A 25,691-nucleotide genomic window follows, 5' to 3' on the forward strand; every position below is an offset into this window, starting at 1 on the left:
GACGCGTCCAGGCCCACAACTATGCCGGAGGGTGCGCGATGCTGCGGCGGATTGGCGGTCATCGGATCGGCGCGACCTGACGGCCGTCGTCAGCCCAGGATCGGGAACCGGCGCTCACCGGCGAGTCGCTTGAGCGCGGACTCCATGACGGAGCGGACGTGGGCGTCGACCTCGTCGACGTCAGGATCGCCACCGAACTGGGCGGCGATGTCGATCGGCTCGAGAACCTCGGTGACGACCTTTGCCGGCAGCGGCACATTGGGCGGGAAGATGACGCTCACACCGAAGGGGAACCCGACGCTGACCGGCACGATGTTTATTCGCGCCTTGGTCAGCCCCAGCTTGCGGGCCAGCCAGTTGCCCCGGGTCAGGAACAGCTGGGTCTCCTGGGCGCCGATGGAGACGGTCGGCACGATGGGCACTCCGGCTTCGATGGCGGTCCGCACGTAGCCGGTACGGCCGTTGAAGTCGATGGAGTTCGCACCGAAGGTCGGCCGGTAGGAGTCGTAATCGCCCCCGGGGAACACCAGCACCACCGCCCCGGAATGCAGGGCCGTGGCGGCGTTTTCGCGGCTGGCCTCGATGACCCCGAGGCGGCGCAACCAGCCGTCCAGCGGCCCCATGAACACCCCGTAATGGCCCAGCGTGTACACGGGGCGGTCGTAGCCGAACCGGTTGTAGAAGGCCGGCGAGAAGATCAGCACGTCCGGGGTGAGCATCCCGCCGGAGTGGTTGCAGACCACCAGGGCTCCGCCCGAGGACGGCACTTTGTCGATGTTTCGCACCTCGGCCCGGTAGTACCGCTTGATGACCGGCCCGAGCACCTTTGCCGCCTGTTCGGTGAATGCCGGATCCCACTTGGCGGTTTCGTGATTATCTGTGGCGTCAACACCGTTGCCTGTCATGGCTCCCCGCTGTCTGTTCTTCGCTATTTGTTGCCGGTGTGACGCCGGTCTCAAACCCCGACGAGCGTTTGGATGTCCTACTCTCTATTTAAGAGAATGCCATATTCATTGCTGGGGGCAAAGGCCGGGCGGGCTGATCAGCGTCGACCCCGACGCCGTGCCGTTCAGCGCCGACGCGTTGTTCTTCGAGCGCGCCCTTCCTGCCGATGGCCGCATCTACACCGTCGACGTCCGCGACGTCGCGCGCCTCCGCCGCCGCGGTCACCGCCGACGTCGTGGGTGGGCCTTGCCGATGTCGCCCTGCCGCAGCAGGTGCGACTCGTCCCTGGAAAGCCGTGCGGCATATCGGGATACGCCCGGGCGCTACGCCGATCCGTGGGGCGCGATCCGGCCAGGCTGGGTGAGCCGCGCCCAGACGCGCCCATCAGCTAGGTGGCCTGGGCCGCCCGTCCCTCAGCCGGCGTCGCGCAGCAACGGTCGTTCGTCGGGAGGCATGTCGACGGTAGGGCCCAGCCCCTCGAAGAGCTCGGTCGCGTCCGCGACGATCGAATCGACGAAGACGGCGAAATCGTTGAAGGAGACGTCATCTCGGATCCATTGCGACTTGCGGGCCACCACGCCGAGGCGCTGCGGATCCGACGAACCATGCACGATCGCGGTGACGTGGCGTTCGAGACGGTTCCAGCGATCGCAGAAGTACGTCAGCCAGGGGCGGTCGGCCGCGGGGAAATAGCAGCCGGGCGCCACGCGGACGATCAGCACGTCGTCGTGCGCCGGCGAGATGTCGAAGTGCACGTGCAGGCGCCGCGGAGCGTCGGTGACGAAGAAGTATTCGCCGTCGTGGTGGCCGCGGAAATATCGTCGCCCGCGGGTGCGCAGGTAGCGCTCGACCAGGTCCGCGCACAGCTGCTGATTCGTCATGGCTTCGATGGTGCGGGCTACGACTTTGGGAATGCTGGGAGCCGAGCGCAGCGGCACCGAAGAATCTGTTGAGAATTCGCTGAGCGAGCCTCGGGTGGAGCGGGTTCGGGTCGCGCTCAGCCGTCCGCACGCCGTTCCACGATGCCCCCGCCCTGCCTGGGCACGGTACGCGACAAAGTGACCGAGAACCGGTACCGCTCGGGACGATAGTGGAATTCCACGACTTCGAGGGGTTTATCGTCCTGGCCGTAGCTGGTGCGCTCGAGCACCAACACGGGGGATCCCATCGGCAGATTCAGGGCGCCGGCCACTTCCAGCGATGCGCCGGCCGCATGAATCTCGTACGCGGCTCGCGAGATGGGGATGTCCAGTCGCCGCTCCCACAGGGTGTAGGTGCTTTCCATGGCCTGGGCCGTCTGCTCGTCGGTCGAGCTCTTCAGCAGGGGTTCTGCCGCCTTGCCCAATCCCGGTGGCAGATAGGCAACCACCAGTGCGATGGGCTGGTCGCCGTCGCGAAAACGCCGGTGCACACACAGGACTTTGGACAGGCCCAACGTTTGGGCGATCCGTTGCGGTGCGTCTTCGACGCGATGCGACAGGACGTCGACGTTCGGCGTGATCCCGGAGTCGGCCAACACCTCGTTGATGGTCCGGACGCCGAATCCCAGTTCCTGCTTGATCGGGTTGGCCACGAACGTGCCGAGTCCTTGCTTTCGCACCAGCCAGCCCTGGCGTTCCAGAAGCCCGACCGCCGCGCGCACGGTCACCCGACTCACGCGAGTGCTGTCGATGAGGTCTCGCTCGGTGGGCAATCGCGCGCCCCGGGGCAGACGCTGTTTGACGATGGCCGCCTTGAGGGCTTCGGCGAGTTGAATGCTGGCCGGCACGCTGCCGCGGGAGATCCGGAGGTCGGCGGCGTCGAGATCTAATTGATCGGAAGCCATAAGATGTATTAAAACGTCCTATTTGCCGGGCGTAAAGCGTGCGCCAATCGGATTACTGTGGTACCGAATGGGTTTCGCCGGTGCGGTCAGGAGGGTCCCAGGTGGCGATCGCCGTGGAACGGTTCGATCACGTCGTCTTGAATTGCCGCGACGTGGAGGCCACCGCCGCGTGGTACGAACGGGTGCTGGGCATGCGGCGTGAGACATTCGGGCCGTCGCGGAGAACGGCGCTGCGTTTCGGGGATCAGAAGATCAACCTGCGACCGGTGGGCGCGTCGGCCGACGATCCCGACTGGTTCACCGGTGCGGTCGAGGCCGCCGGTTCCGAAGACCTGTGCTTCGTCACGCGCGCCGGCCCCCAGGAGGTCCGCGCCCACCTCAGCGCCTGTGGAGTGGATGTGATCTCCGGACCGGTGACCAAGATGGGGGCGCTGGGCGAGATGACGTCGCACTACTGCCGTGACGTCGACGGCAATCTGATCGAGATCGCCGTCTACTGAGGGTCGGTCAGCGGATACAGCGCCGGGAGATTGATGACGATGGCCTCCTGGGTGCTGCGGGCGATCACGACCTCGGCGGGCAAATCGGGGTTGGGGTTTTCCTCACGGTGCGGCAGATACGGCGGGATGAAGACGTAGTCGCCGGGCGCGGCGGCGATGCGAACCTCGCCGGTGCCGTCGTGAAACACGAACTCCGGGTTACCACTTCGCACATAGATCGCGGTCTCGGCTTCGCCGTGGTGATGGTTCTCCGACGCTGATCGCGGCGCCGCATGCGTCTCGCCCATCCAGAGCTTCTGCGCGCCTACCGACCCGCCGGACAGGGCGGCGAAGCGCCGCAGTCCCTCCGACTGCGCGGTGTCGGAGCTGATTTCCGACGCCTTGATGTGGCGTACCCGGTTGCGCGCGAGGGGGTTTGCCGTGTCGTCGAGGTCCGGATGAAATCCGTCGGGAGTCGCCATGGGTCAATTATCGTCCGCGGCATCGCGGTAGGCCTCGAGCAGTCTGAGCCACAGCTCGCTGACGGTCGGGAAGCACGGCACGGCGTGCCACAAGCGGTCGACCGGCACCTGCCCGGCGACGGCGATGGTGGCCGCGTGCAGCATCTCGGTCACGCCCGGGCCGACCATGGTGACGCCGAGCAGGCAACCGCTGTCGAGGTCGACCACCATCCGGGCGCGGCCCGTGTAGCCATCCGCGTAAAGCTTGGCCCCCATCACGACGTCACCGATCTCGATGTCGACCGTGTGGGCCCGGTGTCCGGCATCTTCGGCCTGTCGAGCCGTGAGTCCCACCGCGGCGGCTTCGGGGTCGGTGAAGAAAGCTTGCGGCACGGCGTAATGGTCGGCTGTCGTCGCGTGTGCACCCCACGGTTGGGTGTCCAGCGGCTGCCCTGCTGCGCGGGCGCCGATCGCCGCACCCGCGATTCGGCCCTGATACTTGCCCTGATGGGTGAGTAACGCCCGGTGGTTCACGTCGCCCGCCGCGTAGAGCCAGCCATCCTCGTCGGCGTTCCGGACCAGGCAGGTGTCGTCCACCTCGAGCCAGCTGCCCGGCCTCAATCCCACCGTCTCCAGGCCGATATCATCGGTCAGCGGCGCGCGACCAGTGGCGAAAAGCACCTCGTTGACCGTCAGCTCGGTGCCGTCGTCCAGGTCGAGGATCACGTGGGAGTCATCCGGCCGGCGCAGCGCACGGACCGATACTCCGGACCGCACGTCCACGCCGGCATCGGTCAGACCGCGTCCGATCAGCTCGCCCACGAAGGGCTCCATCCTGGGTAACAGCCCCGATCCGCGCGCCAGCAGTGTCACCTGGGAGCCCAACCCCTGCCAGGCCGTGGCCATTTCGACGCCCACGCCGCCGGCGCCGACGACTGCCAGCCGCTCCGGGACCGAACTGCTATCGGTGGCTTGCCGGTTGGTCCATGGCCTTGCCTCGGCCATGCCGGGCAGATCGGGCAACATCGGGCGGCTGCCGGTGCAGACGACAACGGCGTGCCTTGCCGTCAATGTCACGCGGTCGCGGTCGCCATTAGTGACAACGACACGGCGCGGGCCGTCCAGTCGCCCGTGCCCACGTATCAGGGCGGCACCGATCCCGTCGACCCAGTCCGCCTGGCCGCTGTCGTCCCAGTCGCTGACGTAGCGATTGCGGCGGCCGAACACTCCGTCGGCACTGATGGACCCGGTGACCGCCTCCCGGGCGCCGTCGACCCGGCGGGCGTCGGCAAGGGCAATGACGGGGCGCAGCAACGCTTTACTGGGCACGCACGCCCAGTACGAGCACTCGCCGCCGACGAGTTCGCGCTCGACGAGCGCGACGCGCAATCCTGCTGCGCGGGCACGTTCGGCCGCATTTTGGCCGATCGGTCCGGCACCGAGCACCACGACGTCGAAGTCTCCTCCGTCTGGTGTTGCCATGTTCGACGCTCCTTTCCGCGTGGGATAGTTGGCCACGGCGCCGACGGCGCCCCTTTACTATTCAGCGGGCCCGCTGATGAGTTGCTCGGCGAGCCGGGGCAAATCACTGACTACGATATTCGGCTGCGGCAGGACGGCTACCGGTAACCGCGCATTGCCCCGACGGGTGATGAGGGCTCCACCGAAGCCGATGCGTTGCGCACCGATCGTGTCCCACACGTGCGCGGCCACCATCATGCACTCAGTGGGCGCTACCCGCAGCGCGTCGCATGCGTGGCGGTACACGACGGGGGCCGGCTTGAAGGCGCGGCAGTCTTCGACGCTCAACTGCTGCTCGAAAAAGCCTGCCAGGCCGGCATTGTCGAGCGGTGTCGGCGTACCGACACGGTGCGGGGAATTCGTCAACGTGGCTAGGCGAAAGCCGTTGTCCCGCAGCACGGTGAGCCCTTCGATGACATCGGGGTGTGCCGGCATCGTGCGCATTTGTTCCTGAAGGCGATGCACGTCGTTGTCGGTGACGGGCACGCGGTAGACATCGCCGAGCATGTGCAGCACGCCCTGGCCAAGCGTGAAGAAATCCACGTAGAGTCCCGCCAGCGTCGCAGTCATCGAGTACTGCACGAGTTGGCCGAACCACTCGCGCAGCACCCGTTCGTCGCCGAACAGCTCTCCGAAAAGTGGTGCGATGGACTCGATGTCGATCAGTGTCTCGTTGACGTCGAAGACTAGGACGGACGGTTTGAGCACGTCAGGACTCTGCCTTCTTCATGGCGGGGACGTCCGGCCGCAGATACCCGGCCAGGCACAGACAGATCAATATCATCCCGGCTACCGGCCACCAGAGAGCGATGACTGCCGCAGCGGCGAAGACACCGATCGTGAAGAACGATCTCATCTGTAAAAGGCGCCGGATGCGCTGCGTGAGGTCTTCATGAGTGGGCAGGTCGACCGCTTCCTGACAAAGCGCCAGATAGGTGATGTTGACGAGCACGAACACCGACGCGTACAAGGTCACGGGCGCGGCGGCAAGCCGGCTGTCGGCGATCCACTCGGTGGTGATCGGAATGAGTGACACCGAGAACAGGTGCGCGAAGTTCGACCACACCAATCGCGGGGTCGCCACCTCGGCATAGCCGAACAAGTGATGATGATTCACCCACACGATCGCGATAAACCCGTAACTGACAATATAACTCAGTCCTGTCGGCCACTCAGGCAGCAAAGCGCTGAACGTGTACGCCTTGGGTGGTTTGAGCTCCAGGACGAGGATGGTGATCAGCACCGCGAAGACGCCGTCGGAGAACGATCGTACCCGCTCGGGAGTGCCGTGTTGGGCGGTCACCGCAAGCTCCTTCCGAGAACCTCATCCGTATCGAGCCCACGGTCGACACCGTGCGGGATCACGGTCTGGCCGGGTTCCAAATGAAGGTGTTCGCCGTCTAGGCGCACGTCAATCTTGTCCGGTTCGAAAGACACCAGGTTGCGGACTCGGGCTACCTCCGTCCAGGCATCGACGTAAGACCACGCCGCGCGCTGGTGGGTGCCGATGTCGTAGTAGGAGCATATCCCCTTGTAGGGGCAAAACGTCTGTACCTGAACGAGTTTGAGAACTGCCTCGTCGATATCCTCCCGCGGCACATACCAGCGCGGCGCAAACCCCGATTCATACAGTGCCAAGGGTCGATGACTGTCGGCAATCACTTGATCGCCGTCTTGTACGACGAAATGGCGCGAGGTGGAACGGATGTCGATGCGATGGTATGCGTCCGCGGCGTGCCCGACGATGCGTTCCTCTTCTTCGTAGAAGGCATCCATCGCGCGCCAGGCGAACGCCACCCGGCCCGCGAGCACCGTCGCATGCGCCGGGGGTCCGGTGTGCTCCCAGGCGCCGTGGTTGGTCTCGTGTCCGAGCGCTCTGACCGTGAACCACTGGGTGTCGCCGAGGTCACGGTGCTGAGTCACCCGGTCTTCGGCGATCAATGTCGCGTCGTCGATGTCATGGCGTGGGAAGTAGGCCACCGGGTAGCGGCCCGGCTCGTGCAAGAGCATCACATCTTCACTGTCGGCGACCCACCGATCCGCGAAGCGGACCCGCATCCGTCGTCGCAACGGCTCAGCGAAGAGCAGCCGCGCCGGCATCTGCTGTTCGGTCAGAAAGTGCCCGACCGACCCGGTCGCCAGCGGGCCTTGCTGCCATGCCAGCCCCATCGTCTTATCCCTTCCTCGCGAAATCTGCTGGAGCCCGCTGTCGCGTCACTGCACAACCACTACGATCTTTCCGCCGGCTTCTCCCGCCTCCGTCACCCGGTGCGCTTCGCGTATCTGGTCGAAAGAAAAGATACGCGACGGCTTTGCATCCAGCTCGCCGTCGGCAACCTGCCGTGCGACTTCTTGCAGAGGCACGTCGGAGAGCGGGAAGCCTGGTGTCCCAAAGACGAAGCTGCCGAAGAAGTTCCAATTCACACCGCTGGCCATGCGCAGCAGCGGGTTGAAGTCACCAATGGGATCGAGTCCGCCCAGCCATCCTGCCAGGCACGCCGTGCCGCCGCGGCGCAGCATGTCGAGAGAGTCGAGGATGGTGCTGTTGCCGACAAGATCGAGGACGGCGTCGATGCGGTGGGCTTCGGCGATGTGGGCGGCCAGGTCACGACGCTCCGCCTCGACACGGCTGGCGCCCAAATGCTGGAGAATTTCGAAGCGCTCACGGCTGCGTGCGGTGGCGATGACATTCGCGCCGGTGATCACGGCCATCTTGAGTGCGGCCTGTCCCAATGCCGAAGTCGCCCCGCGGATCACCAACGTTTGCCCGGCGGTCAGATTCAGGTTGCGGTACAGGCATGTCCACGCTGTCGCATAGGTTTCCGGCAACGCGGCCAGCTGCGACCACGGCAGGTCGGATTCGATGGGCGCGACATTGGCCGCACGCACGCGGGTGTACTGCGCGTAGCTGCCATTGATGGTGCGCCCCAAACCACCCATGAGTGCGGCCACCTTGGAGCCGACCGGGAATTCACCTCCAGGACACGAGTCCACGATGCCGACACACTCGATTCCGCTGACCTCGGCAGCCTCAGCCCATTCCCCTCGACGCATGTGGAGTTCGGCGTGATTGATGCCGAAAGCCTTTACGGCAATTACGACTTCGCCGTCCTTGGGCAGCGGCTTGGGGATGTCGGCGTAGACCAGGCTGTCCAGACCGCCGAACCTCTCCAGGATGATCGCCCGCATAGTTTCCCCGCCGGGTTGCTCGCGTACCACTGCCGGGGCGGTGGGCAGCTGAGGTGACTCAAGAGTGGACATCGGCTGCCTCTTTCGAAAGCGTTGGCAGGCGCCATATGCTGGCCGGCGGCCCGCTAATATTGGGCCAGTTGACCCATTATTATGGGCGACCGCATGTACTATGTCCAGCGGAAGGCCACCGGTCAGGATTTGCGTCGGCGGCGCGGTGGTGCGGGCCGGTTTTTACGGGATGAAGGATGAGGCGCGAAGGAGCGCACGTAGTCGACGGCGGCGTTGACTGCCGCCCGCAACGGTTGCGGATCGCCGGTGACGTGGGTGAGCATGGCACCACCCTGGTGCGCGGTGACCAGCGCTACGGCCAGGTGCCGCGGATCGGCTTCCGGACGAAGATCGCCGCGATTGCGCATCGCTTCGAGGCCGGCCCGAAACAGTTCAATCCATTGGTCGTAACCCGCCGCAAGGTCGTCGTGCATTTCGGTGTCGGCCTCGATCAACTCGCCGGCCAAGGACCCGTAGACGCAACCTCCGACGCGGTATACGGCGTCGATGTCGGACTCGCAGGCATCGGCCCAGGCCTGCAGGGCATCGATGCTGTCGAGTCCGGAGAATTGCGGTCGAGTGTGGAAGGTGCGCACGTCGTTGCGCCGCGCATCGACGACGTGTCGGGTCAGGTCGCGCTTATTGCGGAAGTAATGCGAGATTTGGGACCCGCCCACTTCGGCGGCGCGCCGCACCTGGTCGATGCTGGTGTTGGCAACGCCATGCTCGAACATCAGCCGGCCGGCGACCTCGATGATGCGCGCGCGCGTTGCCAGTCCCTTGCGGGTGAACCGCGGTGGGGTGTGTTCAGTCACGTTGCCGCCTTCGGCGCGGATGAGTCAGCCCGCATGTCGGGGCGGGCGACGCCCCCGCGACCGGTGCGGCGGACGGGGTATTCGCTCGGCGCTGTCGGTGGCGAACATTCGCAGGTAATTGACCGCGAAACGCGTCGCGTCGACGTGCGGCCACTCCTCTCGATAAGTGAAGGTCAACACACCACCTCCTTGATGCGCGGTGACGATCACCCACGCCAGTTGCTGTGGGTCGGCTTCGGGCACCAGCAGCCCGTTGTCTTTCATCCGCTGAATCGCCTGGCCCAACAAGTCGATCCACTGCCGGTAGCCGATTGCCAGCGCGGCACGCGTGGCGTCGTCCGACTTGGCCAACTGGGCGGTGAGCGCGTGATAGGTGGGGGTGCCGAAATATCCGATGCGGCGCAGATAGCGAATGTTCAGGTCGATCCACCGCTCGAAGTCTTCAAACGAAGCCAGGCCCCGAAGCGTCGGCTGGCGGTGGAAGTCCAAAACCATGCCGATCTGCCGCCCGATCACCCCACGGATCAGCGCTGCTTTGTCGGCGAAATAGTGGGCGAGCTGTGAACCGCTGACCGAAGCCGCTTGGCGCACATTGTCCATGTTCGATGCGGAGAGGCCCTCGGTGACGATCAGCTGGGCGGCGGCCTGCACGATCCGGTCGCGGGTGGCGCGCCCCTTGGCGGTCAACCGTTGTTCGTCGTGAACATCGGGATGGGCCATCGCGTCAGGCTAACCCGCGAGCGCCCCCATTTATGGGATCTCCAGCCCATACGACACGATCAGGCTTTGAGTTGCTTGGCGAGGAAGTTCCGGGTCAGCCGGGCGACGTCATCGCAAGCGGACTCCAACAGAAAGTGCCCGCCTTCGAGCAAGTGGATCTCGGCGTCGGGTAGGTCCTCGGCGAACGCCTGGGCGCCGGCCGGCCCGAAGATCTCGTCGCCGCGGCCCCATACCGCCAGCAGTGGCACCCTGCTGGCGCGGAAGTATTCGTGCAAGCGCGGATACAGGGGCGCATTGGTGGTGTAATCGCGAAACAGCTTGAGCTGCACCAGGTCGTTGCCGGGGCGGGAGAGTAGCGCGTAGTCGTGGTGCCAGGACTCGGGATCGACCAGGGTCTCGTCAGGCACTCCGGTCAGGTATTGCCAACGGGTGGCGTCCAGCGTGAGGAACTGCCGCACCGGCGCCTCGGTGTCTGCCGTCTGCTCCTGTTGGTACGCCTGCACGACCTTCCAGAAGCTCTCGACGAATCCGGCGTCATAACCGTTGCCGCTCTGGCTGATGATCGCGCTGATCGCGGATGGGTCACGCAGCGCAAGCCGCCACCCGATCGGCGCGCCGTAGTCCTGGACGTACACGGCGTACCGGTCGACGCCCACGGTTTGCAGCAGAGCCGCCGTGAGGTCGGTAAGCGCGTCGAATGTGTAGTCGAACTCCTCGACCGGTGGGGCGTCGGACAACCCGAAGCCCAGGTGGTCGGGCGCGATGACGTGGTAACGGTCGGCGAGCGCCGGGATCAGGTGGCGGAACATGTAAGAGCTCGTGGGGAACCCGTGCAAGAGAAGCACCGCCGGAGCGTGTGGGTCGCCGGCCTCACGGTAAAAGAGCCGATGGCCGCCGACGGTGGCGTATCGATGATGAACTACAGCCATGAGAATCCTCCCGGCACAACATGATTGACCGTCGAATGCCTCGGCGGCGACCGATAGAAGCGCAACCCATCATCAGAGGGTTATGGGTTACATGACCCATTATGCACCAAACCGGCATCGCGCAACAGCCCGCGAAGCGGATATGTTGCCGCCCGCCCGCGGCTGCCATATTCTGGGCCAACGATCCCAGTTAGTGGCTCGGTCGCGGGCGCGCGGGCCGTCGCCGGCCGGTTCGGCAGAGGAGACAGCACATCGTGTCCAAGGCGTTGCTGGACAAGAAGGTCGTGGTGGTGGGGCGCGGAAGTGGAATCGCACAAGCGGTCGCGTTACTCGCGCAGTTCGAAGGTGCCCAGGTTGTGGTGGCTGGACGGGACCAGGCCAAACTCGCTAGCGCCTACCGCGACAGTGACGTCATCGCCGAGACGGTTGACATCACCGACGACGGATCGATCGCAGCTCTTGCAGATCGAGTAGGTGCCGTCGACCATGTCGTATCGACCGCCTCGGCCCGCGCCCGCGGAAAACTGCGCGACTTGCAACGCCCACAACTGCAACTCTCGTTTGACACCAAGGTCATCGGCCCAACCATGTTGGCTAAATACTTTGCCTCGCAGATAAACCCGGGCGGATCGCTAGTGCTGTTCTCCGGCGTGCATGCCTTCAAGCACAACGTTGGCTACCTGGGCGTGGGCATAACCAATGGTGCCGTTGACTTCTTGACGCGCTGGCTGGCGGTCGAGCTCGCACCGATCAGGGTCAACGCGATCTCACCCGGCGTCATCGATACCGGAGCGTGGGACGCCCTGGGCGCGGAGGGCAAGCGGGAGTACTTCACGCACATCGCCGACGGCAATCCGGTGGGACGAATTGGCACTCCCGGCGATATCGCCGGCGCCGTGCTGTTCGCGATGACCAACACATTTCTGACCGGGATGACATTGAAAGTGGATGGCGGCGAGCCGCTGCTCTAAGTGCTAGTTCGAGGTGACATGGTGGGCCGGCTCGTTTCGGTGAACGTGGGCACGCCCAAAAGCGTGCAATGGCGGGATAAGACCGTCTACACCGGGATCTACAAAACCCCCGTCGAGGGACCGGTGATGGTGCGCCGACTGAACATCGACGGCGACGGCCAGGGTGATCTCGCCGGTCACGGGGGGGAACAACGCGCCGTCATGGTGTACCAGAACGAGTCCTACGACTTCTGGAAGACCTACCTCGGCCGCGACGACCTGCGACCCGGCCACTTCGGCGAGAACTTCACCGTCACCGGGCTCACCGACGACGACGTCTGCATCGGCGACCGCTATCGCATCGGCGATGCGGAGTTCGAGGTCACCCAGCCACGTGTCACCTGCTATCGCGTCGGCATCGGCCTGGAGGAGCCGGACATGCCCAATCTGTTGGTATCCCAGCATCGCCCAGGCTTTTATTTTCGCGTGATCACCGAGGGTCACGTGCGGGTCGGCGACGAGATCGTGCGCACCCGCCGTGGTCGTCACGAGCTCAGCGTCGCCGCCGTGGATGCGCTGCTCTATCTACCCGACCGCGACATCGAAACGCTGCGTAAGGCCATCGACGTTCCGGCGCTCAGTCCAGGCTGGCAGCAGTCTTTCTACGAGCTACTGGCCGTGCATGATGGCGCGGCATCCCCGGTGGCACCGCCCATCGGAGCCGAACCCGGGTGGAAAGGATTTCGCAGCTTGCGAGTGAGCCAAACCCGCAGGGAAAGTTCACAAGTGCTCTCGATCAGACTCGAGGCTGACGACCACAGTCCGTTACCGCCGGCGCTTCCCGGCCAGTATCTGACGGTCAAGGTCCCCGGTGCAGGCGAGCCCGCACCGATGCGCAGCTACTCCCTTTCCGACGATTCGTCGGCCGGTTCTTACCGCATCAGCGTCAAGCGCGAGGATCAGGGTGTGGTCAGCCGCTGGCTGCACGCCCACATCCAGCCCGGGTCGGTGATAGCCGCGGCCGCCCCACGCGGCGATTTCTACCTCATCGAAGACAGCGATCCGGTTGTCCTGTTCTCCGCCGGAATCGGGGCGACGCCGGTCCTGGCGATGCTGCATGCGCTGTCCGCGGCCGAGAGCCGGCGCGACATCTGGTGGCTGCACACTACTCGCAACCGCGAATCCCAGGCGTTCGCAGAAGAAGTCACGGCACTCATCGATTCGCTGCCGCACGCCACGCAACAGGTCTTCTACACCGAAGCGCAGGGTCGCCTTTGCCGCGAGTCCATCGCGGCGTTGGGCCTGCCCAGTAATGCTACCGTCTACCTCTGCGGTCCAACGCAATTCATGACGGAAATGCGGCGGGACCTGGCCGGCGTGGGGCTTGACCCGGCCCGCATCCACAGTGAGCTCTTCGGCGCGCTGCCGGCGATCAACCCGGGCGTTGTGGAGGCCGGGGCGCGCATGCCACCGCACCTGCCCGTCGGGCCGTCGGGCACTGGGCCAGCGATCACCTTCGCGCGCAGCGGATTAACGGTCAGCTGGTCACTGCGGTACCGGAGCATACTCGACCTGGCCGAGGCCTGTGACGTGCCGACCCGGTTTTCCTGCCGAAGCGGAGTGTGTCACGTCTGCGTCACCGGGATTGTCGCCGGGACAGCGACTTACGTTCAACAGCCGTTGGATCCGCCCAGCGACGGATCGGTCCTCATCTGCTCTGCGGCCCCGGAAACCGATGTGGTGCTGGATCTTTAAATCGGGTCGTGCACTATGCGGCAATCCCACGTTGGCCGCCGGTTGCGTGTAACACCGCGCCATTGACATAGCTGGCATCCTCGGAGCTGAGAAATATTATGGCACTTGCGATTTCGCTCGCATCGGCCGTTCGCTGCAGCGTGGTGGTCGCCGCAACCGTGTCGAGGACTCCTGGAAGGGCATCGGCCCCTGGCGTGGCGGTCGGGCCTGCGGCCACCGCATTCACCCGCACTCCCGATGTGCCGAATTCAGCAGCCCACACACGGGTCAGCTGTTCCAAACCGGCTTTGGTCGCCCCGTAGATGCCCGCTCCGCTTGAAGCTACCGATGCAGCCAGGGTGCTGACGTTGACTACTGCGCCTCTACCCCGAGCGGCCATCGCCGGCGCCAATTGCTGGACCAGGATGTATGGTGCGCGCAGATTGACGTTCACGTGCTCGTCAAAGGTCGCGTCGTCCGTGTCCGCTGTGGGACCGAACTCATAGATGCCGGCGTTGTTGATCAGGATGTCCACCGGTCCCGCCTCGGCGGCCAGGCGCCGGACATCCTCGGCGTTATTGAGATCCGCAGCGACGAAACGTGCTTTACCGCCGTTGTTTTCGATATCACGAACGGCTTTCGCGCCGCGCTCGGCATTGCGGCCCTGCACCACGACCTCGGCGCCGCGCGCCGCAAGCTGCAGTGCAACTTCCCGGCCGATCCCCGATGTCGCGCCAGTCACCAATGCGGTGGAGCCGACCAATGTTGTTGCCATCGAATCCCGCCTCCAGGAGAGAACTTCAGTTGCCTCTCGAGTTAGCAGTGACCCTCGGGCATTTATTCCTACGGGGTCAGGGGGACGGACGCCTCCGCGGTGTAGCACAGGAAGGTGAGCGTCTCTTGCAGATATAGCTGGACGGTGTCGGCATCATGACTGGTGTACCCGATCGACACGTCGTGACCGAGCTGGAGATCGAAGTCACCGCCGCGAGTGGTCAGCACGAAAGCACCGTCGATGGCCGGCGCCCAGATGATGTCTCCGGGAACCAGCCGGTCGATGTGCTCGAGGATCGGATAGCCGTGCTCGGTTGTCTCGCTGACGCGCGTGTAGACGTCGGCAGACAGCAGCACCGAGTAGGGGCCGTCGACACCGGCCAGCCGGAGTTCGGAGATCGCCTGGGTGATGACGTCGGGAATCTCACGCGGATCCGCCGGCAGGGTCAGCGACTTGTTCGAGCTGGCGGAGCGGATGCCGTCGATGGAAGCCGCGGCGTAACCCTCGAAGATGGCCCGGTCTTCCACGAACGCCAGCTTCTTGGCCGCCTCCTTGACCGGATCCCAGTCGGAGTCCTTGGCGCCACGCTCGACGCTGTCGATCTCGTAACGGGACAGGGTGAACGGAACCCGCAGTCGGACAAGCGGTTTACTCTCCCGCAGGTGAGCCTCCACACCGTCCGTCGGTGATGCCACGTCGGCGAGCCGGCCGGTGCTCACGGCGGCGGTGACCGCTCCGCCGGGCTCGCTGACGTCGACGACCCGACGTCCGGCGATGTGGCGTTTGAACGTCCGCGTCGCCTCTTCTTCGATTTCTCCCCAAGCGGCTTCGGTGACCGGTGCCAGGTCGCGGTAGAGGTTGTTCATGGAGTGGTTCCTTTCAGGCTGCCGATCGAAAGTGAGCCGTGCTGTGCCACAGGCGTTTCCGCCTCCGGCGCTGCGGGCAGGGGTGGGGGATCGTCGAGAAAGTCGAGGGTGGGTGAGAAGAACAATCCGCCAGTGACGGCCGTGGAGAAGTCGAGGATGCGGTCGGTGTTGCCCGGTGGATCGCCGAGGAACATGTTGCGCAGCATCCGTTCGGTGACTCGGGGCGTGCGCGAATAGCCGATGAAATACGTACCGTATTCGCTTTTGCCGAGCTCACCGAACGGCATGTTGTGCCGCACGATTTTCAGTTCGGTGCCGTCGTCGTCGGTGATCACGTTGAGGGCGATGTGGGCGTTGGCAGGCTTGACGTCGTCGTCGAACTCGATGTCGTCGAGCTTGGTGCGGCCGATCACGCGCTCCTGCTCGCCGACCGGGGTCGAATGCCACGCCGCCATGTCGTGCAGGTATTTCTGCGCGTGCACATAGCAGGAACCGGCGAAGTCGGGGTCCTCGTCGCCGATCGCGGTGGCACTCACGGCCAACGGGCCGTCCGGGTTCTCGGTGCCGTCTACGAATCCAAGTAGGTCGCGGTTGTCGAAGTAACGGAATCCGTGGACCTCGTCGACCACGGTGACCACACCGGCCATCGATGTCAGGATTCGGTCGGCCAGTTCGAAACAGACGTCCAGGCTCTCCGCCCTGATGTGAAACAACAGATCCCCGGGCGTGGCGGGAGCGGTGTGCCGTGGGCCCTTCAGTTCGACGAACCGGTGCAGTTCGGCGGGCCGCGGTCCGGAGAACAGCCGGTCCCAGGCGTCAGAGCCGATCGAGGCGATCGCCGACAACCGTTTCTGCGGTTCGCGAAAACCGATCGCGCGCACCAGTCCGGGGATGTCGGGCAGCGCGTCGTGCACGGTCGCCTCCCCGCCGTCGTCGATCGTCACCACCAGGAAGATCGCCGCGGGGGTCAGCGGGGCGAGGATGGGTTGGGGTTGGACGGGGGGCACTCTGAGGACCCTAGCGCGGCGACGGCGAGCGCCGGAAGCGGCGCGAGTGAGGAGCGCGCCGTTGGGCCCGGCGCGGCGACGGCGAGCGCCGGAAGCGGCGCCGGACCCAGCGCGGAGCCCGCGGCGGCCGGCAGCGATGATGTTGCACATGTCCCGCGGGTCTCGAAACCAGGCGAAGTCCTCAGCGAGCGCGCAAGGACTCTGCGAGTTCATCGACGCCTCTCCGTCGCCATTTCATGTGTGCGCCACGGTGGCCGCTCGGTTGATCGCTGCCGGATACACCGAACTGAGCGAGGCTAAACACTGGCCGTCGGAGCCGGGGCGGTACTTCACGGTGCGGGCGGCCTCGCTGGTCGCCTGGAATTCGGACGCCGCCGACGGATCGTTCCGGATCGTGGGTGCGCACACCGACAGTCCCAATCTCAGGGTCAAGCAGCACCCCGACCGGGTGGTCGCCGGCTGGCGGGTGGTGGCGCTGGAACCCTATGGGGGAGCGTGGCTCAACTCATGGCTCGACCGCGATCTCGGCATCAGTGGGCGGCTGTCGGTGCGGGTGGACGACCAGGACGGCGGGATCGGGCACCGGCTGGTGCGCATCGACGAGCCGATCCTTCGGGTGCCGCAGCTGGCCATCCATCTGGCCGACGACCGTAAATCGTTGACGCTGGATCCGCAGCGCCACGTCAACGCGGTGTGGGGCGTCGGGGAGACGCCGCGGTCGTTCGTCGATTACGTCGCGGAGCGCGCCGGAGTGGCGGCTACCGACGTGCTGGCCGCCGATCTGATGACGCACGACCTGACTCCCGCCACGGTGGCCGGCGCCGACGCCAGCCTGTTGAGCGCGCCCCGCCTGGACAACCAGGCCAGTTGTTACGCGGGGCTTCAGGCGCTGTTGGCCGTCGAACGGCCCGGGGCGTATCTGCCCGTGCTGGTGGTCTTCGATCACGAGGAGGTCGGGTCGTCGTCGGATCACGGCGCGCAATCCGACCTGCTGGGCACGGTGCTGGAGCGAATCGTGCTGGCGGCCGGCGGCAGCCGCGAGGAGTACCTGCGCCGGCTGCCCGCCTCGCTGCTGGCTTCGGCGGACATGGCGCACGCCACCCACCCCAACTACCCGGAGCGACACGAGCCCGGCCACCCGATCGCGGTCAACGCCGGGCCGGTGCTCAAGGTGCACCCCAACCTGCGCTACGCCACCGATGGCCGCACCGCCGCGGCGTTCGCGCTGGCGTGCCGGCAGGCCGGGGTGGCCCTGCAGCGCTACGAACACCGGGCCGACCTGCCGTGCGGATCGACGATCGGACCGTTGGCCTCCGCGCGCACCGGCATCCCCACCGTCGATGTCGGCGCGGCGCAGCTGGCGATGCACTCCGCGCGCGAGGTGATGGGCGCGCACGACGTGGCCGCCTACTCGGCCGCGATGCACGCGTTCTTGGCGCCGGCCTGACGCATCCAACGGTATTCGTTTGCCTACGCCGACCTGGATACCGCAGCGGCGCTGGCCCGGATCGCGGGCTGACGCGGCGCGGTGGCCGGCCGCCCGGCCATCGGGCGCGCCCAGGGTGCGCCCAGCCCTAGACTGTCTGGCGTGACCGTCTCCGGGACCAGCGCGCGCACGCAGGCCATCGACACCGTCGAGCACGCCGCCACCACTCCCGACGAGCCGCAACCGTTCGCCGAGCTGGGCCTCAAAGACGACGAGTACCAGCGCATCCGCGAGATCCTGGGCCGGCGCCCGACCGACACCGAGCTGGCGATGTACTCGGTGATGTGGAGCGAGCACTGCTCCTACAAGTCGTCCAAGGTGCACCTGCGCTACTTCGGCGAGACCACGACCGCCGAAATGCGCACCGGCATGCTGGCCGGCATCGGCGAGAACGCCGGTGTGGTCGACATCGGCGACGGCTGGGCGGTCACCTTCAAAGTCGAGTCGCACAACCACCCGTCCTACGTCGAGCCCTATCAGGGTGCGGCCACGGGCGTCGGCGGGATCGTCCGCGACATCATGGCTATGGGCGCGCGGCCGGTCGCGGTGATGGACCAGTTGCGGTTCGGTGCGGCCGATGCGCCGGACACCCGCCGCGTGCTCGACGGCGTGGTGCGCGGCGTCGGCGGCTACGGCAACTCGCTGGGGTTGCCCAACATCGGCGGCGAGACCGTCTTCGACGAGTGCTACGCCGGCAACCCGTTGGTGAACGCCATGTGCGTCGGCGTGTTACGCCAGGAGGATCTGCACCTGGCCTTCGCCTCCGGGACCGGGAACAAGATCATCCTGTTCGGTGCCCGCACCGGCCTGGACGGCATCGGCGGGGTGTCGGTGCTGGCCTCGGACACCTTCGACGCCGAGAACTCCCGCAAGAAACTGCCCTCGGTTCAGGTTGGCGACCCGTTCATGGAGAAGGTGCTCATCGAGTGCTGCCTCGAGCTGTACGCCGGCAAACTCGTGGTGGGCATCCAGGACCTGGGTGGCGCCGGATTATCTTGTGCCACATCCGAATTAGCCTCGGCCGGCGACGGGGGCATGTCGATCGACCTGGACGCCGTGCCGCTACGGGCCAAGGACATGACACCCGCGGAGATCCTGTGCAGCGAGTCCCAGGAGCGGATGTGCGCGGTGGTCACCCCGGAGAACGTCGACGCGTTCCTGGCGGTGTGCCGCAAATGGGACGTGCTGGCCACGGTGATCGGTGAGGTCACCGACGGAAACCGGTTGCGCATCGCCTGGCGCGGCCAGACGGTCGTCGATGTGCCGCCGCGCACCGTCGCCCACGAAGGCCCGGTCTACCAGCGGCCGGTCGCCCGTCCGGACACCCAGGACGCGCTCAACGCCGACACGTCGGCCACGCTGCCCCGCCCCACCACCGGCGCCGAGCTGCGCGCGACTGTGCTTGCGCTGCTGAGCAGTCCGCATCTGTGCAGCCGTGCGTTCATCACCGAGCAATACGACCGGTACGTGCGCGGCAACACCGTGCTGGCCGAGCACGCCGACGGCGGCGTGCTGCGCGTCGACGAATCCACCGGCCGCGGCATCGCCTTGTCGACGGACGCGTCCGGCCGCTACACGAAGCTCGATCCCTACGCCGGCGCGCAGCTCGCGCTGGCCGAGGCCTACCGCAACGTCGCCGTCACCGGAGCGGTCCCGGTCGCGGTGACCAATTGTCTGAATTTCGGTTCGCCCGAAGACCCCGCCGTGATGTGGCAGTTCTCGCAGGCGGTGCGGGGACTGGCCGACGGCTGTGTGGCCCTGGGGATTCCGGTGACGGGCGGCAACGTCAGCTTTTACAACCAGACGGGCTCGACGGCGATCCTGCCCACCCCGGTGGTCGGGGTGCTGGGCGTGATCGACGATGTCGCCCGGCGCATCCCCACCGGCCTGGGCACCGAACCCGGCGAAACGCTGCTGCTGCTCGGCGAGACGCGCGACGAGTTCGACGGTTCGATCTGGGCGCAGGTGACCGGCGAGCATCTCGGTGGGCTGCCGCCCAAGGTCGACCTGGCCCGCGAGAAGCTGCTGGGCGAGGTGCTCGGCTCGGCCTCGCGTGACGGCCTGGTGTCCGCGGCCCACGACCTGTCCGAAGGCGGCCTCGCCCAGGCTGTCGTCGAGGCCGCCCTGGCCGGTGAAACCGGTTGTCGCATCGTGCTTCCCGAGGATGCCGATCCGTTCGTGACCTTGTTCTCCGAGTCGGCGGGCCGCGTGCTGGTGGCGGTGCCGCGCACCGAGGAGAGCAGGTTCCGGTCGATGTGCGAGGCGCGGGAACTGCCGACGGTGCGCATCGGAGTGGTCGACGAGGCCTCCGACGCGGTGGAGGTCCAGGGGCTGTTCACGATTCCGCTGGCCGAACTGCGTGAGACATCCGAGGCGGTGCTACCGCGGCTGTTCGGATGAGCTCTCGCGACGAATCCTGATGTCTGCCAGTGCTTTCCGTCGGTCTGCTGCATTGCTCCTGGCCGCGGTACTCGTCGGTTGGAGCTTCGTCAGCCCGCGGTTACCGGCCTCGTGGCGGACGATCCTGCAGGCCGGCGTGGGCGTCCTGCTGGTGGCGGCAACGCGTGCGCCGCTGGGCCTGGGCCCGCCGCGGCTGTGGGCCGGTCTGCGGCTGGGTTCACTGGCCGGGTTCTCGGTTGCGGGCGCGGTCGTCGCGACAACCGCGCTGACGCCGGTGCGCCGATCGATGGCCGACCGCACGCCGCCGGCAACGCCGCCGGCGTGGCTGCTGCTGCAAATTCCGGTCGGCACGGTGTGGTCGGAGGAGTCCGCCTTTCGCGGGGCGCTGGCCGCCGCCGGCTCTGCCGCCTTCGGTGTACGCGGTGGACGGCTGTTGCAGGCCGGCGCTTTTGCCCTCTCCCACATCGCCGATGCCCGCGCGACGGGCGAGCCGGTGGCGGCGACCGTGCTGGTCACCGGAATCGCGGGCTGGCTCTTCGGCTGGCTGGCCGACCGGTCTGGCAGTCTGGCCGCACCCGTGCTGGCGCACCTGGCCATCAACGAGGCCGGGGCCATCGCAGTGCTGGCCGTCCAGTCCTGGACGGACTGAATTCCGTTACACGGGAACGGAATTCGATGCCTTGGCTTGTCCGATTACGCGGTGGCGGCGGCCGTGAACTGTAGTGTCCGACGATTTTGAGACCCTAGGGTATGGCCCCCCGCGACAAAGCCGATCCGGCGAAAGCCCGGCAGGCCGTGCTGGCCCTCGCGGACTGGCTGCGCGACGAAACCCGTCCACCGCCCGACCGGCAGGAATTGGCGACGGCCGTGCGGCTGACAGCGCGCACACTGGCCGCCGTGGCCCCCGGGCGCAGCGTGGAGCTGCGCATCCCGCCGTTCGTCGCGGTGCAGTGCATCGCCGGACCCACACACACCCGGGGCACACCGCCCAATGTGGTGGAAACCGACGCGCGGACCTGGCTGCTGCTGGCCACCGGGAAGTCGTCGTTCGCCGAGGCGCAGCGCACCGGTGTCCTGCGCCTTTCCGGCGCGCGAGCCGGTGAGATTGGACACTGCCTGCCTTTGTTCGATGTCGGCTGAACATAACCCTGAACTGCAGGTTTAGCTATTTTTGGTGGGAACTCGCGGCTCAACACGCCCGGCGGATTCGTTGGCCTGGTCCGGTTGCCCGTAGACTCCGTTACGTCACCAACCGTTCCCCGGGGAGCTGCCCAATTGTGACCGTCCAAGAACCCGAAGAAGACTTCAACGCACCCCGAGAAGAATGCGGCGTCTTCGGGGTTTGGGCCCCGGGCGAGGACGTCGCCAAACTCACCTACTACGGCTTGTACGCGCTGCAGCATCGCGGCCAGGAGGCCGCCGGCATCGCCGTCGCCGACGGATCCCAGGTGCTGGTCTTCAAAGACCTGGGCCTGGTCAGCCAGGTATTCGACGAGCAGACGCTGGGCGCCATGCCGGGCCACGTCGCGATCGGCCACTGCCGCTACTCGACCACCGGCGACACGACCTGGGAAAACGCACAGCCGGTTTTCCGCAACACCGCGGCCGGCACCGGGGTCGCCCTGGGGCATAACGGGAACCTGGTCAACACCGCTGAGCTCGCCGCCCGCGCCCGTGACGAGGGACTGATCGCCAAGCGCGCGCCCGCACCGGCGACGACGGACTCGGACATCCTGGGCGCGCTGCTGGCCCACGGCGCAGCCGACGCCACCCTGGAGCAGGCGGCGCTGGACCTGCTGCCGACCGTGCGCGGCGCGTTCTGCCTGACCTTCATGGACGAGAACACCCTGTACGCGTGCCGCGACCCGCACGGGGTGCGGCCGCTGTCGCTCGGCCGGCTGGACCGCGGCTGGGTGGTCGCCTCCGAAACGGCGGCGCTGGACATCGTCGGCGCGTCCTTCGTGCGCGACATCGAACCCGGCGAACTGCTGGCGATCGACGCCGACGGCGTCCGCTCCACCCGGTTCGCCAACCCCACCCCCAAAGGCTGCGTGTTCGAGTACGTCTACCTGGCGCGTCCGGACAGCACGATCGCAGGCCGGTCCGTCCACGCGACCCGGGTGGAGATCGGTCGCCGGCTGGCCCGTGAGCGTCCCGTCGATGCCGACCTGGTGATCGGTGTGCCCGAGTCGGGCACACCCGCCGCCGTCGGATACGCGCAGGAGTCGGGCATCCCCTACGGCCAGGGGTTGATGAAGAACGCCTACGTCGGGCGCACCTTCATCCAGCCGTCGCAGACCATCCGCCAACTCGGTATCCGGCTGAAGCTCAACCCACTTCGCGAGGTGATCCGCGGCAAGCGGCTCATCGTCGTCGACGATTCGATCGTGCGCGGGAACACCCAGCGCGCACTGTTGCGGATGCTGCGCGAGGCCGGCGCCGTCGAAGTGCACGTGCGGATCGCCTCGCCCCCCGTCAAATGGCCCTGTTTCTACGGCATCGACTTCCCGTCGCCGGCGGAACTGATCGCCAACGCGGTCGAAGACAAGAAGGAGATGCTTGAGGCGGTACGGCACGCGATCGGCGCCGACTCGCTGGGCTATATCTCGCTGCGCGGGCTGGTCGCCGCGTCCGAGCAGCCGGCGTCGCGGCTGTGCACTGCCTGCTTCGACGGCCAGTATCCGATCGAACTGCCCGGGGAAACCGCGTTGGGCAAGAACGTCATCGAGCACATGCTGGCCAACGCCGCCCGCGGAGCCGGCCTCGAGGATCTCGCGGCCGACGAAGTGCCGGTTGCCCACTGAGCCAAGCCGGTTGGCGCCATCGCCGACGTTTGATCCCGTCCCTCAGCGCCGCCCGGTAGCCTTTATCGCGATGACGGATCCCGGAAAGAGCCCCGGACGACACCAAGGCAGTCGGGGCATCACCTACGCGTCGGCCGGGGTGGACATTGAAGCCGGCGATCGCGCCGTCGAACTGTTCAAGCCGCTGGCGACGAAAGCCACGCGACCCGAGGTCCGGGGCGGCCTGGGCGGATTCGCCGGCTTGTTCGCGCTACGCGGCGACTACCGTGAGCCTCTGCTCGCCGCGTCCACCGATGGCGTCGGCACCAAGCTGGCGGTCGCCCAGGCGATGGACAAACACGACACCGTCGGGCTGGACCTGGTCGCGATGGTGGTCGACGACCTGGTGGTGTGCGGCGCCGAGCCGCTGTTCCTGCAGGACTACATCGCGGTGGGCCGTACGGTGCCGGAACGCTTGAGCGCCATCGTCAGTGGCATCGCCGAGGGATGTGTGCGCGCCGGGTGCGCGCTGCTGGGCGGCGAGACGGCCGAGCATCCCGGGCTGATGGAGCCGGACCACTACGACATCTCGGCCACCGGCATCGGCGTCGTCGAGGCCGACGACGTGCTGGGGCCCGACCGTGTCAAACCCGGCGACGTCATCATCGCGATGGGTTCGTCCGGTCTGCACTCCAACGGGTATTCGTTGGCGCGCACCGTGCTGCTCGAGATCGACCGGATGAATCTCGAGGGCTACGTCGAGGAGTTCGGCCGCACCCTGGGTGAGGAGTTGCTCGAACCCACCCGCATCTACGCCAAGGACTGCCTGGCGCTCGCGGCCGAAACCCACGTCCGCACCTTCTGCCACGTCACCGGGGGCGGGTTGGCCGGCAACCTGCAACGCGTCATTCCGCACGGACTGGTCGCCGAGATGGACCGCGGCACCTGGACCCCGGCGCCGGTGTTCGCGATGATCGCCCAGCGAGGCCGGGTGAGGCGCGAGGAGATGGAGAAGACGTTCAACATGGGCGTCGGCATGATCGCCATCGTGGCTCCCGAGGACACCGACCGCGCCCTGGCCATCCTGACCGCACGGCACCTGGACTGCTGGGTGCTGGGCACCGTCGGCAAAGGCGGCAAAGCGAGCCCGCGGGCCAAGATGGTCGGTCAGCACCCGAGATTTTAGGAACCTGCGGCATAACGAATACGGCGCCGGTGCTCTGAGCATCGGCGCCGCAGCGTTCGTTCTATCGCGGCCAGTTGTCCTGGTCGTCCCAGGATTCGTCGGAGCCGTCGCTGTCGAATTCGACGGATTCGTCCGAATCCGTCCCTGACAGCTCGCGCTGAAGCCGCTGGAAGTCGGTCTGCGGAGAACTGTATTTGAGTTCTCGAGCAACCTTGGTCTGCTTTGCCTTAGCCCGGCCGCGGCCCATGGGGGAACCCCCTCGCGCAATAACGGAGCGGCCTAACGAGTAGGCGGCTCCGATCTCCTGGTGTCGTATTGTCCTGCCAACACTTTACCGTGCCTCGCCACCGGGCGTTGGCGCGCCCTGCTCGCTGGCGCGGGACGTTGCCGTTCATTATCCCGCACCCCCCCGCAACCGTTCAACAGCTAACCGCCCGGCGCCGACATGTTCGGTCGCGGGCAGCGAGTCGGCATCGATCACCGCCGCCACCGAGGCCTCCGGTCCCGTCGTCAATGGGGTCTCGGCGGGCACTCCGCGCTTGAGCAGCGCCAGCGCGATGGGCCCGAGATCGACGTGGTCGACGACGGTGCCGAGGCGGCCGACCGCGCGGCCGCCGGCCAGCACCGGATCGCCTGTCGACGGCCGGTCCACCGACCCGTCGAGGTGTAGCAGCACCAGCATCCGGGGAGGCTTGCCCAGGTTGTGCACCCGCGCGACGGTCTCCTGCCCGCGATAGCACCCCTTGTCCAGGTGGACGGCCCCGGCGCCGGGACCGCCGATCCATCCCACCTCGTGGGGAATCGTGCGCTCGTCGGTGTCGACGCCAAGGCGGGGCCGCACGGCCGCGACCCGGTGGGCTTCATAGGCCCACACACCGCCGGGGCGGACCCCCGCCTGCGTCAGGCGATTCCGCCAGTCGTCCAGCGTCGCGCGCGGGACCAGCAGGTCGACCTCTATCGGGCCGCCCGGTGCGGTCGGCATCCGCCGCACGAAACCGCCGCCCGCGGCGACCGCGGTCGTCTCGGCGGGCAGGGCGTCGACCCCGAGCGCATCGACAACCGGCTGGTCAGCCAGTTTCGGGCCCAGCAACGACAGCACGGCCAGGCCGGCGCCGGCCGGGGCGACCTCGGACCAGAACACCATCTTGCGTAGGTACTGCAGCAGCGGCTCGGCCCGCCACGGTTCGGTATCGAGGTAGGTGGTGCCGGCCAGTTCGGTCTGGATCCAGTGATCCTCGACGCGGCCCTGGCCGTCGAGGCTGAGGTTCTGCGTCACGGCGCCGTCGGGCAGGTCGCTGACGAACTGCGTCGAAATGCTGTGCAGCCAGGTCTGCCGGTCTTTTCCGGTGAGGGTGAGGACGCCGCGGTGCGAGCGGTCGACCCAGATCGCTTCGGTGTCGCTCGTGCGCTGCTCACCCAGCGGGTCGCCGTAATGCCAGACAGCGCCGGCGTCGGGTCCGGTCTCGGGTGCGGGGACCGCGGTCATGGGCGCCGCCCCTCTCCCCGGCCACCCAGAGATGCCCCCACATCGCTCTTGTGCTCTTCGTCGCGGGTCACGCGTCAACTCTA

26 protein-coding genes are annotated in these 25,691 nt (G+C 66.8%); 9 read left to right on the forward strand and 17 right to left on the reverse strand.

From position 1 onward, the window contains the following. Positions 1-89: 89 nt before the first annotated feature. The 3 genes from OQ789_RS01630 to OQ789_RS01640 form a co-directional block, all read right to left on the reverse strand. Complete coding sequence (locus tag OQ789_RS01630; protein WP_324683004.1) at positions 90-905, reverse strand: lysophospholipid acyltransferase family protein; 816 nt, start codon at positions 903-905, stop codon at positions 90-92. Between the two features lie 453 nt (positions 906-1,358). Beyond that, a complete protein-coding gene (locus tag OQ789_RS01635; RefSeq protein ID WP_324683006.1) occupies positions 1,359-1,826 on the reverse strand; it encodes a YbjN domain-containing protein in 468 nt (155 codons plus the stop codon). A 116-nt stretch (positions 1,827-1,942) separates the two neighbouring features. Beyond that, complete coding sequence (locus tag OQ789_RS01640; protein WP_324683008.1) at positions 1,943-2,770, reverse strand: GntR family transcriptional regulator; 828 nt, start codon at positions 2,768-2,770, stop codon at positions 1,943-1,945. Positions 2,771-2,871: 101 nt separating this feature from the next. Between OQ789_RS01640 and OQ789_RS01645 the strand changes: the two genes are divergently transcribed. Further along, entirely contained in the window at positions 2,872-3,270 is a 399-nt protein-coding gene (locus OQ789_RS01645) for a VOC family protein (protein ID WP_324683010.1), read from the forward strand. Here the strand turns inward: OQ789_RS01645 and OQ789_RS01650 are convergent. The 9 genes from OQ789_RS01650 to OQ789_RS01690 all read right to left on the reverse strand — a co-directional run bounded on the left by OQ789_RS01650 (position 3,264) and on the right by OQ789_RS01690 (position 10,935). Next, positions 3,264-3,731, reverse strand: a complete 468-nt coding sequence (locus tag OQ789_RS01650; RefSeq protein ID WP_324683012.1) for a cupin domain-containing protein — start codon at positions 3,729-3,731, stop codon at positions 3,264-3,266. The genes OQ789_RS01645 and OQ789_RS01650 overlap by 7 nt on opposite strands. A 3-nt stretch (positions 3,732-3,734) precedes the next feature. Continuing rightward, the gene (locus OQ789_RS01655) at positions 3,735-5,192 is read right to left on the reverse strand and encodes an NAD(P)/FAD-dependent oxidoreductase (RefSeq protein ID WP_324683013.1); all 1,458 of its coding nucleotides are present in this window, start codon (positions 5,190-5,192) and stop codon (positions 3,735-3,737) included. 57 nt (positions 5,193-5,249) lie between these two features. Beyond that, entirely contained in the window at positions 5,250-5,939 is a 690-nt protein-coding gene (locus OQ789_RS01660; RefSeq protein ID WP_324683015.1) for a haloacid dehalogenase type II, read from the reverse strand. A 1-nt stretch (position 5,940) separates the two neighbouring features. Continuing rightward, positions 5,941-6,534, reverse strand: a complete 594-nt coding sequence (locus OQ789_RS01665) for a TMEM175 family protein (RefSeq protein WP_324683016.1) — start codon at positions 6,532-6,534, stop codon at positions 5,941-5,943. Next, positions 6,531-7,400: a DUF427 domain-containing protein gene (locus tag OQ789_RS01670; protein ID WP_324683018.1), complete on the reverse strand. Its 870-nt coding sequence runs from the start codon at positions 7,398-7,400 to the stop codon at positions 6,531-6,533. The genes OQ789_RS01665 and OQ789_RS01670 overlap by 4 nt, the downstream gene beginning before the upstream one ends. A gap of 45 nt (positions 7,401-7,445) precedes the next feature. Next, entirely contained in the window at positions 7,446-8,492 is a 1,047-nt protein-coding gene (locus OQ789_RS01675; RefSeq protein ID WP_324683019.1) for a zinc-binding dehydrogenase, read from the reverse strand. A 122-nt stretch (positions 8,493-8,614) separates the two neighbouring features. Beyond that, positions 8,615-9,286, reverse strand: coding sequence for a TetR/AcrR family transcriptional regulator (locus OQ789_RS01680; RefSeq protein WP_324683020.1), 672 nt, complete (start codon positions 9,284-9,286; stop codon positions 8,615-8,617). Positions 9,287-9,310: 24 nt separating this feature from the next. Next, positions 9,311-10,006, reverse strand: coding sequence for a TetR/AcrR family transcriptional regulator (locus tag OQ789_RS01685; protein ID WP_324683021.1), 696 nt, complete (start codon positions 10,004-10,006; stop codon positions 9,311-9,313). A gap of 59 nt (positions 10,007-10,065) precedes the next feature. After that, complete coding sequence (locus tag OQ789_RS01690; protein WP_324683022.1) at positions 10,066-10,935, reverse strand: alpha/beta hydrolase; 870 nt, start codon at positions 10,933-10,935, stop codon at positions 10,066-10,068. 254 nt (positions 10,936-11,189) lie between these two features. Here OQ789_RS01690 and OQ789_RS01695 point away from each other — a divergent pair, with 254 nt between their 5' ends. Together OQ789_RS01695 and OQ789_RS01700 are read left to right on the forward strand one after the other, a co-directional pair. After that, positions 11,190-11,906, forward strand: a complete 717-nt coding sequence (locus OQ789_RS01695) for an SDR family oxidoreductase (protein WP_324683024.1) — start codon at positions 11,190-11,192, stop codon at positions 11,904-11,906. Positions 11,907-11,927: 21 nt separating this feature from the next. Then, positions 11,928-13,640, forward strand: a complete 1,713-nt coding sequence (locus tag OQ789_RS01700) for an MOSC and FAD-binding oxidoreductase domain-containing protein (RefSeq protein ID WP_324683348.1) — start codon at positions 11,928-11,930, stop codon at positions 13,638-13,640. A 13-nt stretch (positions 13,641-13,653) separates the two neighbouring features. Here the strand turns inward: OQ789_RS01700 and OQ789_RS01705 are convergent, their stop codons facing one another. The 3 genes from OQ789_RS01705 to OQ789_RS01715 form a co-directional block, all read right to left on the reverse strand. Further along, positions 13,654-14,394: an SDR family oxidoreductase gene (locus OQ789_RS01705; protein WP_324683026.1), complete on the reverse strand. Its 741-nt coding sequence runs from the start codon at positions 14,392-14,394 to the stop codon at positions 13,654-13,656. 68 nt (positions 14,395-14,462) lie between these two features. Continuing rightward, complete coding sequence (locus tag OQ789_RS01710; protein WP_324683027.1) at positions 14,463-15,260, reverse strand: family 1 encapsulin nanocompartment shell protein; 798 nt, start codon at positions 15,258-15,260, stop codon at positions 14,463-14,465. Further along, on the reverse strand, positions 15,257-16,267 hold the full coding sequence (locus tag OQ789_RS01715; protein ID WP_324683028.1) for a Dyp-type peroxidase: 1,011 nt from the start codon (positions 16,265-16,267) through the stop codon (positions 15,257-15,259). Before OQ789_RS01715 ends, OQ789_RS01710 begins: the two co-directional genes overlap by 4 nt. 139 nt (positions 16,268-16,406) lie before the next feature. Here OQ789_RS01715 and OQ789_RS01720 point away from each other — a divergent pair, with 139 nt between their 5' ends. The 6 genes from OQ789_RS01720 to purM all read left to right on the forward strand — a co-directional run bounded on the left by OQ789_RS01720 (position 16,407) and on the right by purM (position 24,122). Beyond that, a complete protein-coding gene (locus OQ789_RS01720) occupies positions 16,407-17,714 on the forward strand; it encodes a M18 family aminopeptidase (RefSeq protein WP_324683350.1) in 1,308 nt (435 codons plus the stop codon). A gap of 141 nt (positions 17,715-17,855) precedes the next feature. After that, positions 17,856-20,153, forward strand: coding sequence for a phosphoribosylformylglycinamidine synthase subunit PurL (gene purL, locus OQ789_RS01725; RefSeq protein ID WP_324683030.1), 2,298 nt, complete (start codon positions 17,856-17,858; stop codon positions 20,151-20,153). 19 nt (positions 20,154-20,172) lie between these two features. Next, positions 20,173-20,802 (forward strand): CPBP family intramembrane glutamic endopeptidase, encoded by a 630-nt coding sequence (locus OQ789_RS01730; protein ID WP_324683032.1) that lies wholly within the window; start codon positions 20,173-20,175, stop codon positions 20,800-20,802. A 101-nt stretch (positions 20,803-20,903) separates the two neighbouring features. Further along, positions 20,904-21,293 (forward strand): sterol carrier family protein, encoded by a 390-nt coding sequence (locus OQ789_RS01735; protein ID WP_324683034.1) that lies wholly within the window; start codon positions 20,904-20,906, stop codon positions 21,291-21,293. Positions 21,294-21,430: 137 nt separating this feature from the next. Continuing rightward, complete coding sequence (purF, locus tag OQ789_RS01740; RefSeq protein ID WP_324683036.1) at positions 21,431-22,957, forward strand: amidophosphoribosyltransferase; 1,527 nt, start codon at positions 21,431-21,433, stop codon at positions 22,955-22,957. Positions 22,958-23,027: 70 nt separating this feature from the next. Further along, the gene (purM, locus tag OQ789_RS01745) at positions 23,028-24,122 is read left to right on the forward strand and encodes a phosphoribosylformylglycinamidine cyclo-ligase (protein ID WP_324683038.1); all 1,095 of its coding nucleotides are present in this window, start codon (positions 23,028-23,030) and stop codon (positions 24,120-24,122) included. Positions 24,123-24,183: 61 nt separating this feature from the next. On the opposite strand, the gene OQ789_RS01750 is transcribed toward purM, so the two are convergent. Beyond that, a complete protein-coding gene (locus tag OQ789_RS01750) occupies positions 24,184-24,369 on the reverse strand; it encodes a DUF3073 domain-containing protein (RefSeq protein WP_324683039.1) in 186 nt (61 codons plus the stop codon). Positions 24,370-24,516: 147 nt separating this feature from the next. After that, positions 24,517-25,608 carry a folate-binding protein YgfZ gene (locus tag OQ789_RS01755; RefSeq protein ID WP_324683040.1) on the reverse strand — a complete coding sequence of 364 codons (1,092 nt, stop codon included), beginning with the start codon at positions 25,606-25,608 and terminating at the stop codon, positions 24,517-24,519. Between the last annotated feature and the right edge of the window lie 83 nt (positions 25,609-25,691).

Source organism: Mycobacterium sp. 94-17 (genome assembly GCF_035617725.1).
GTDB lineage: Bacteria > Actinomycetota > Actinomycetes > Mycobacteriales > Mycobacteriaceae > Mycobacterium.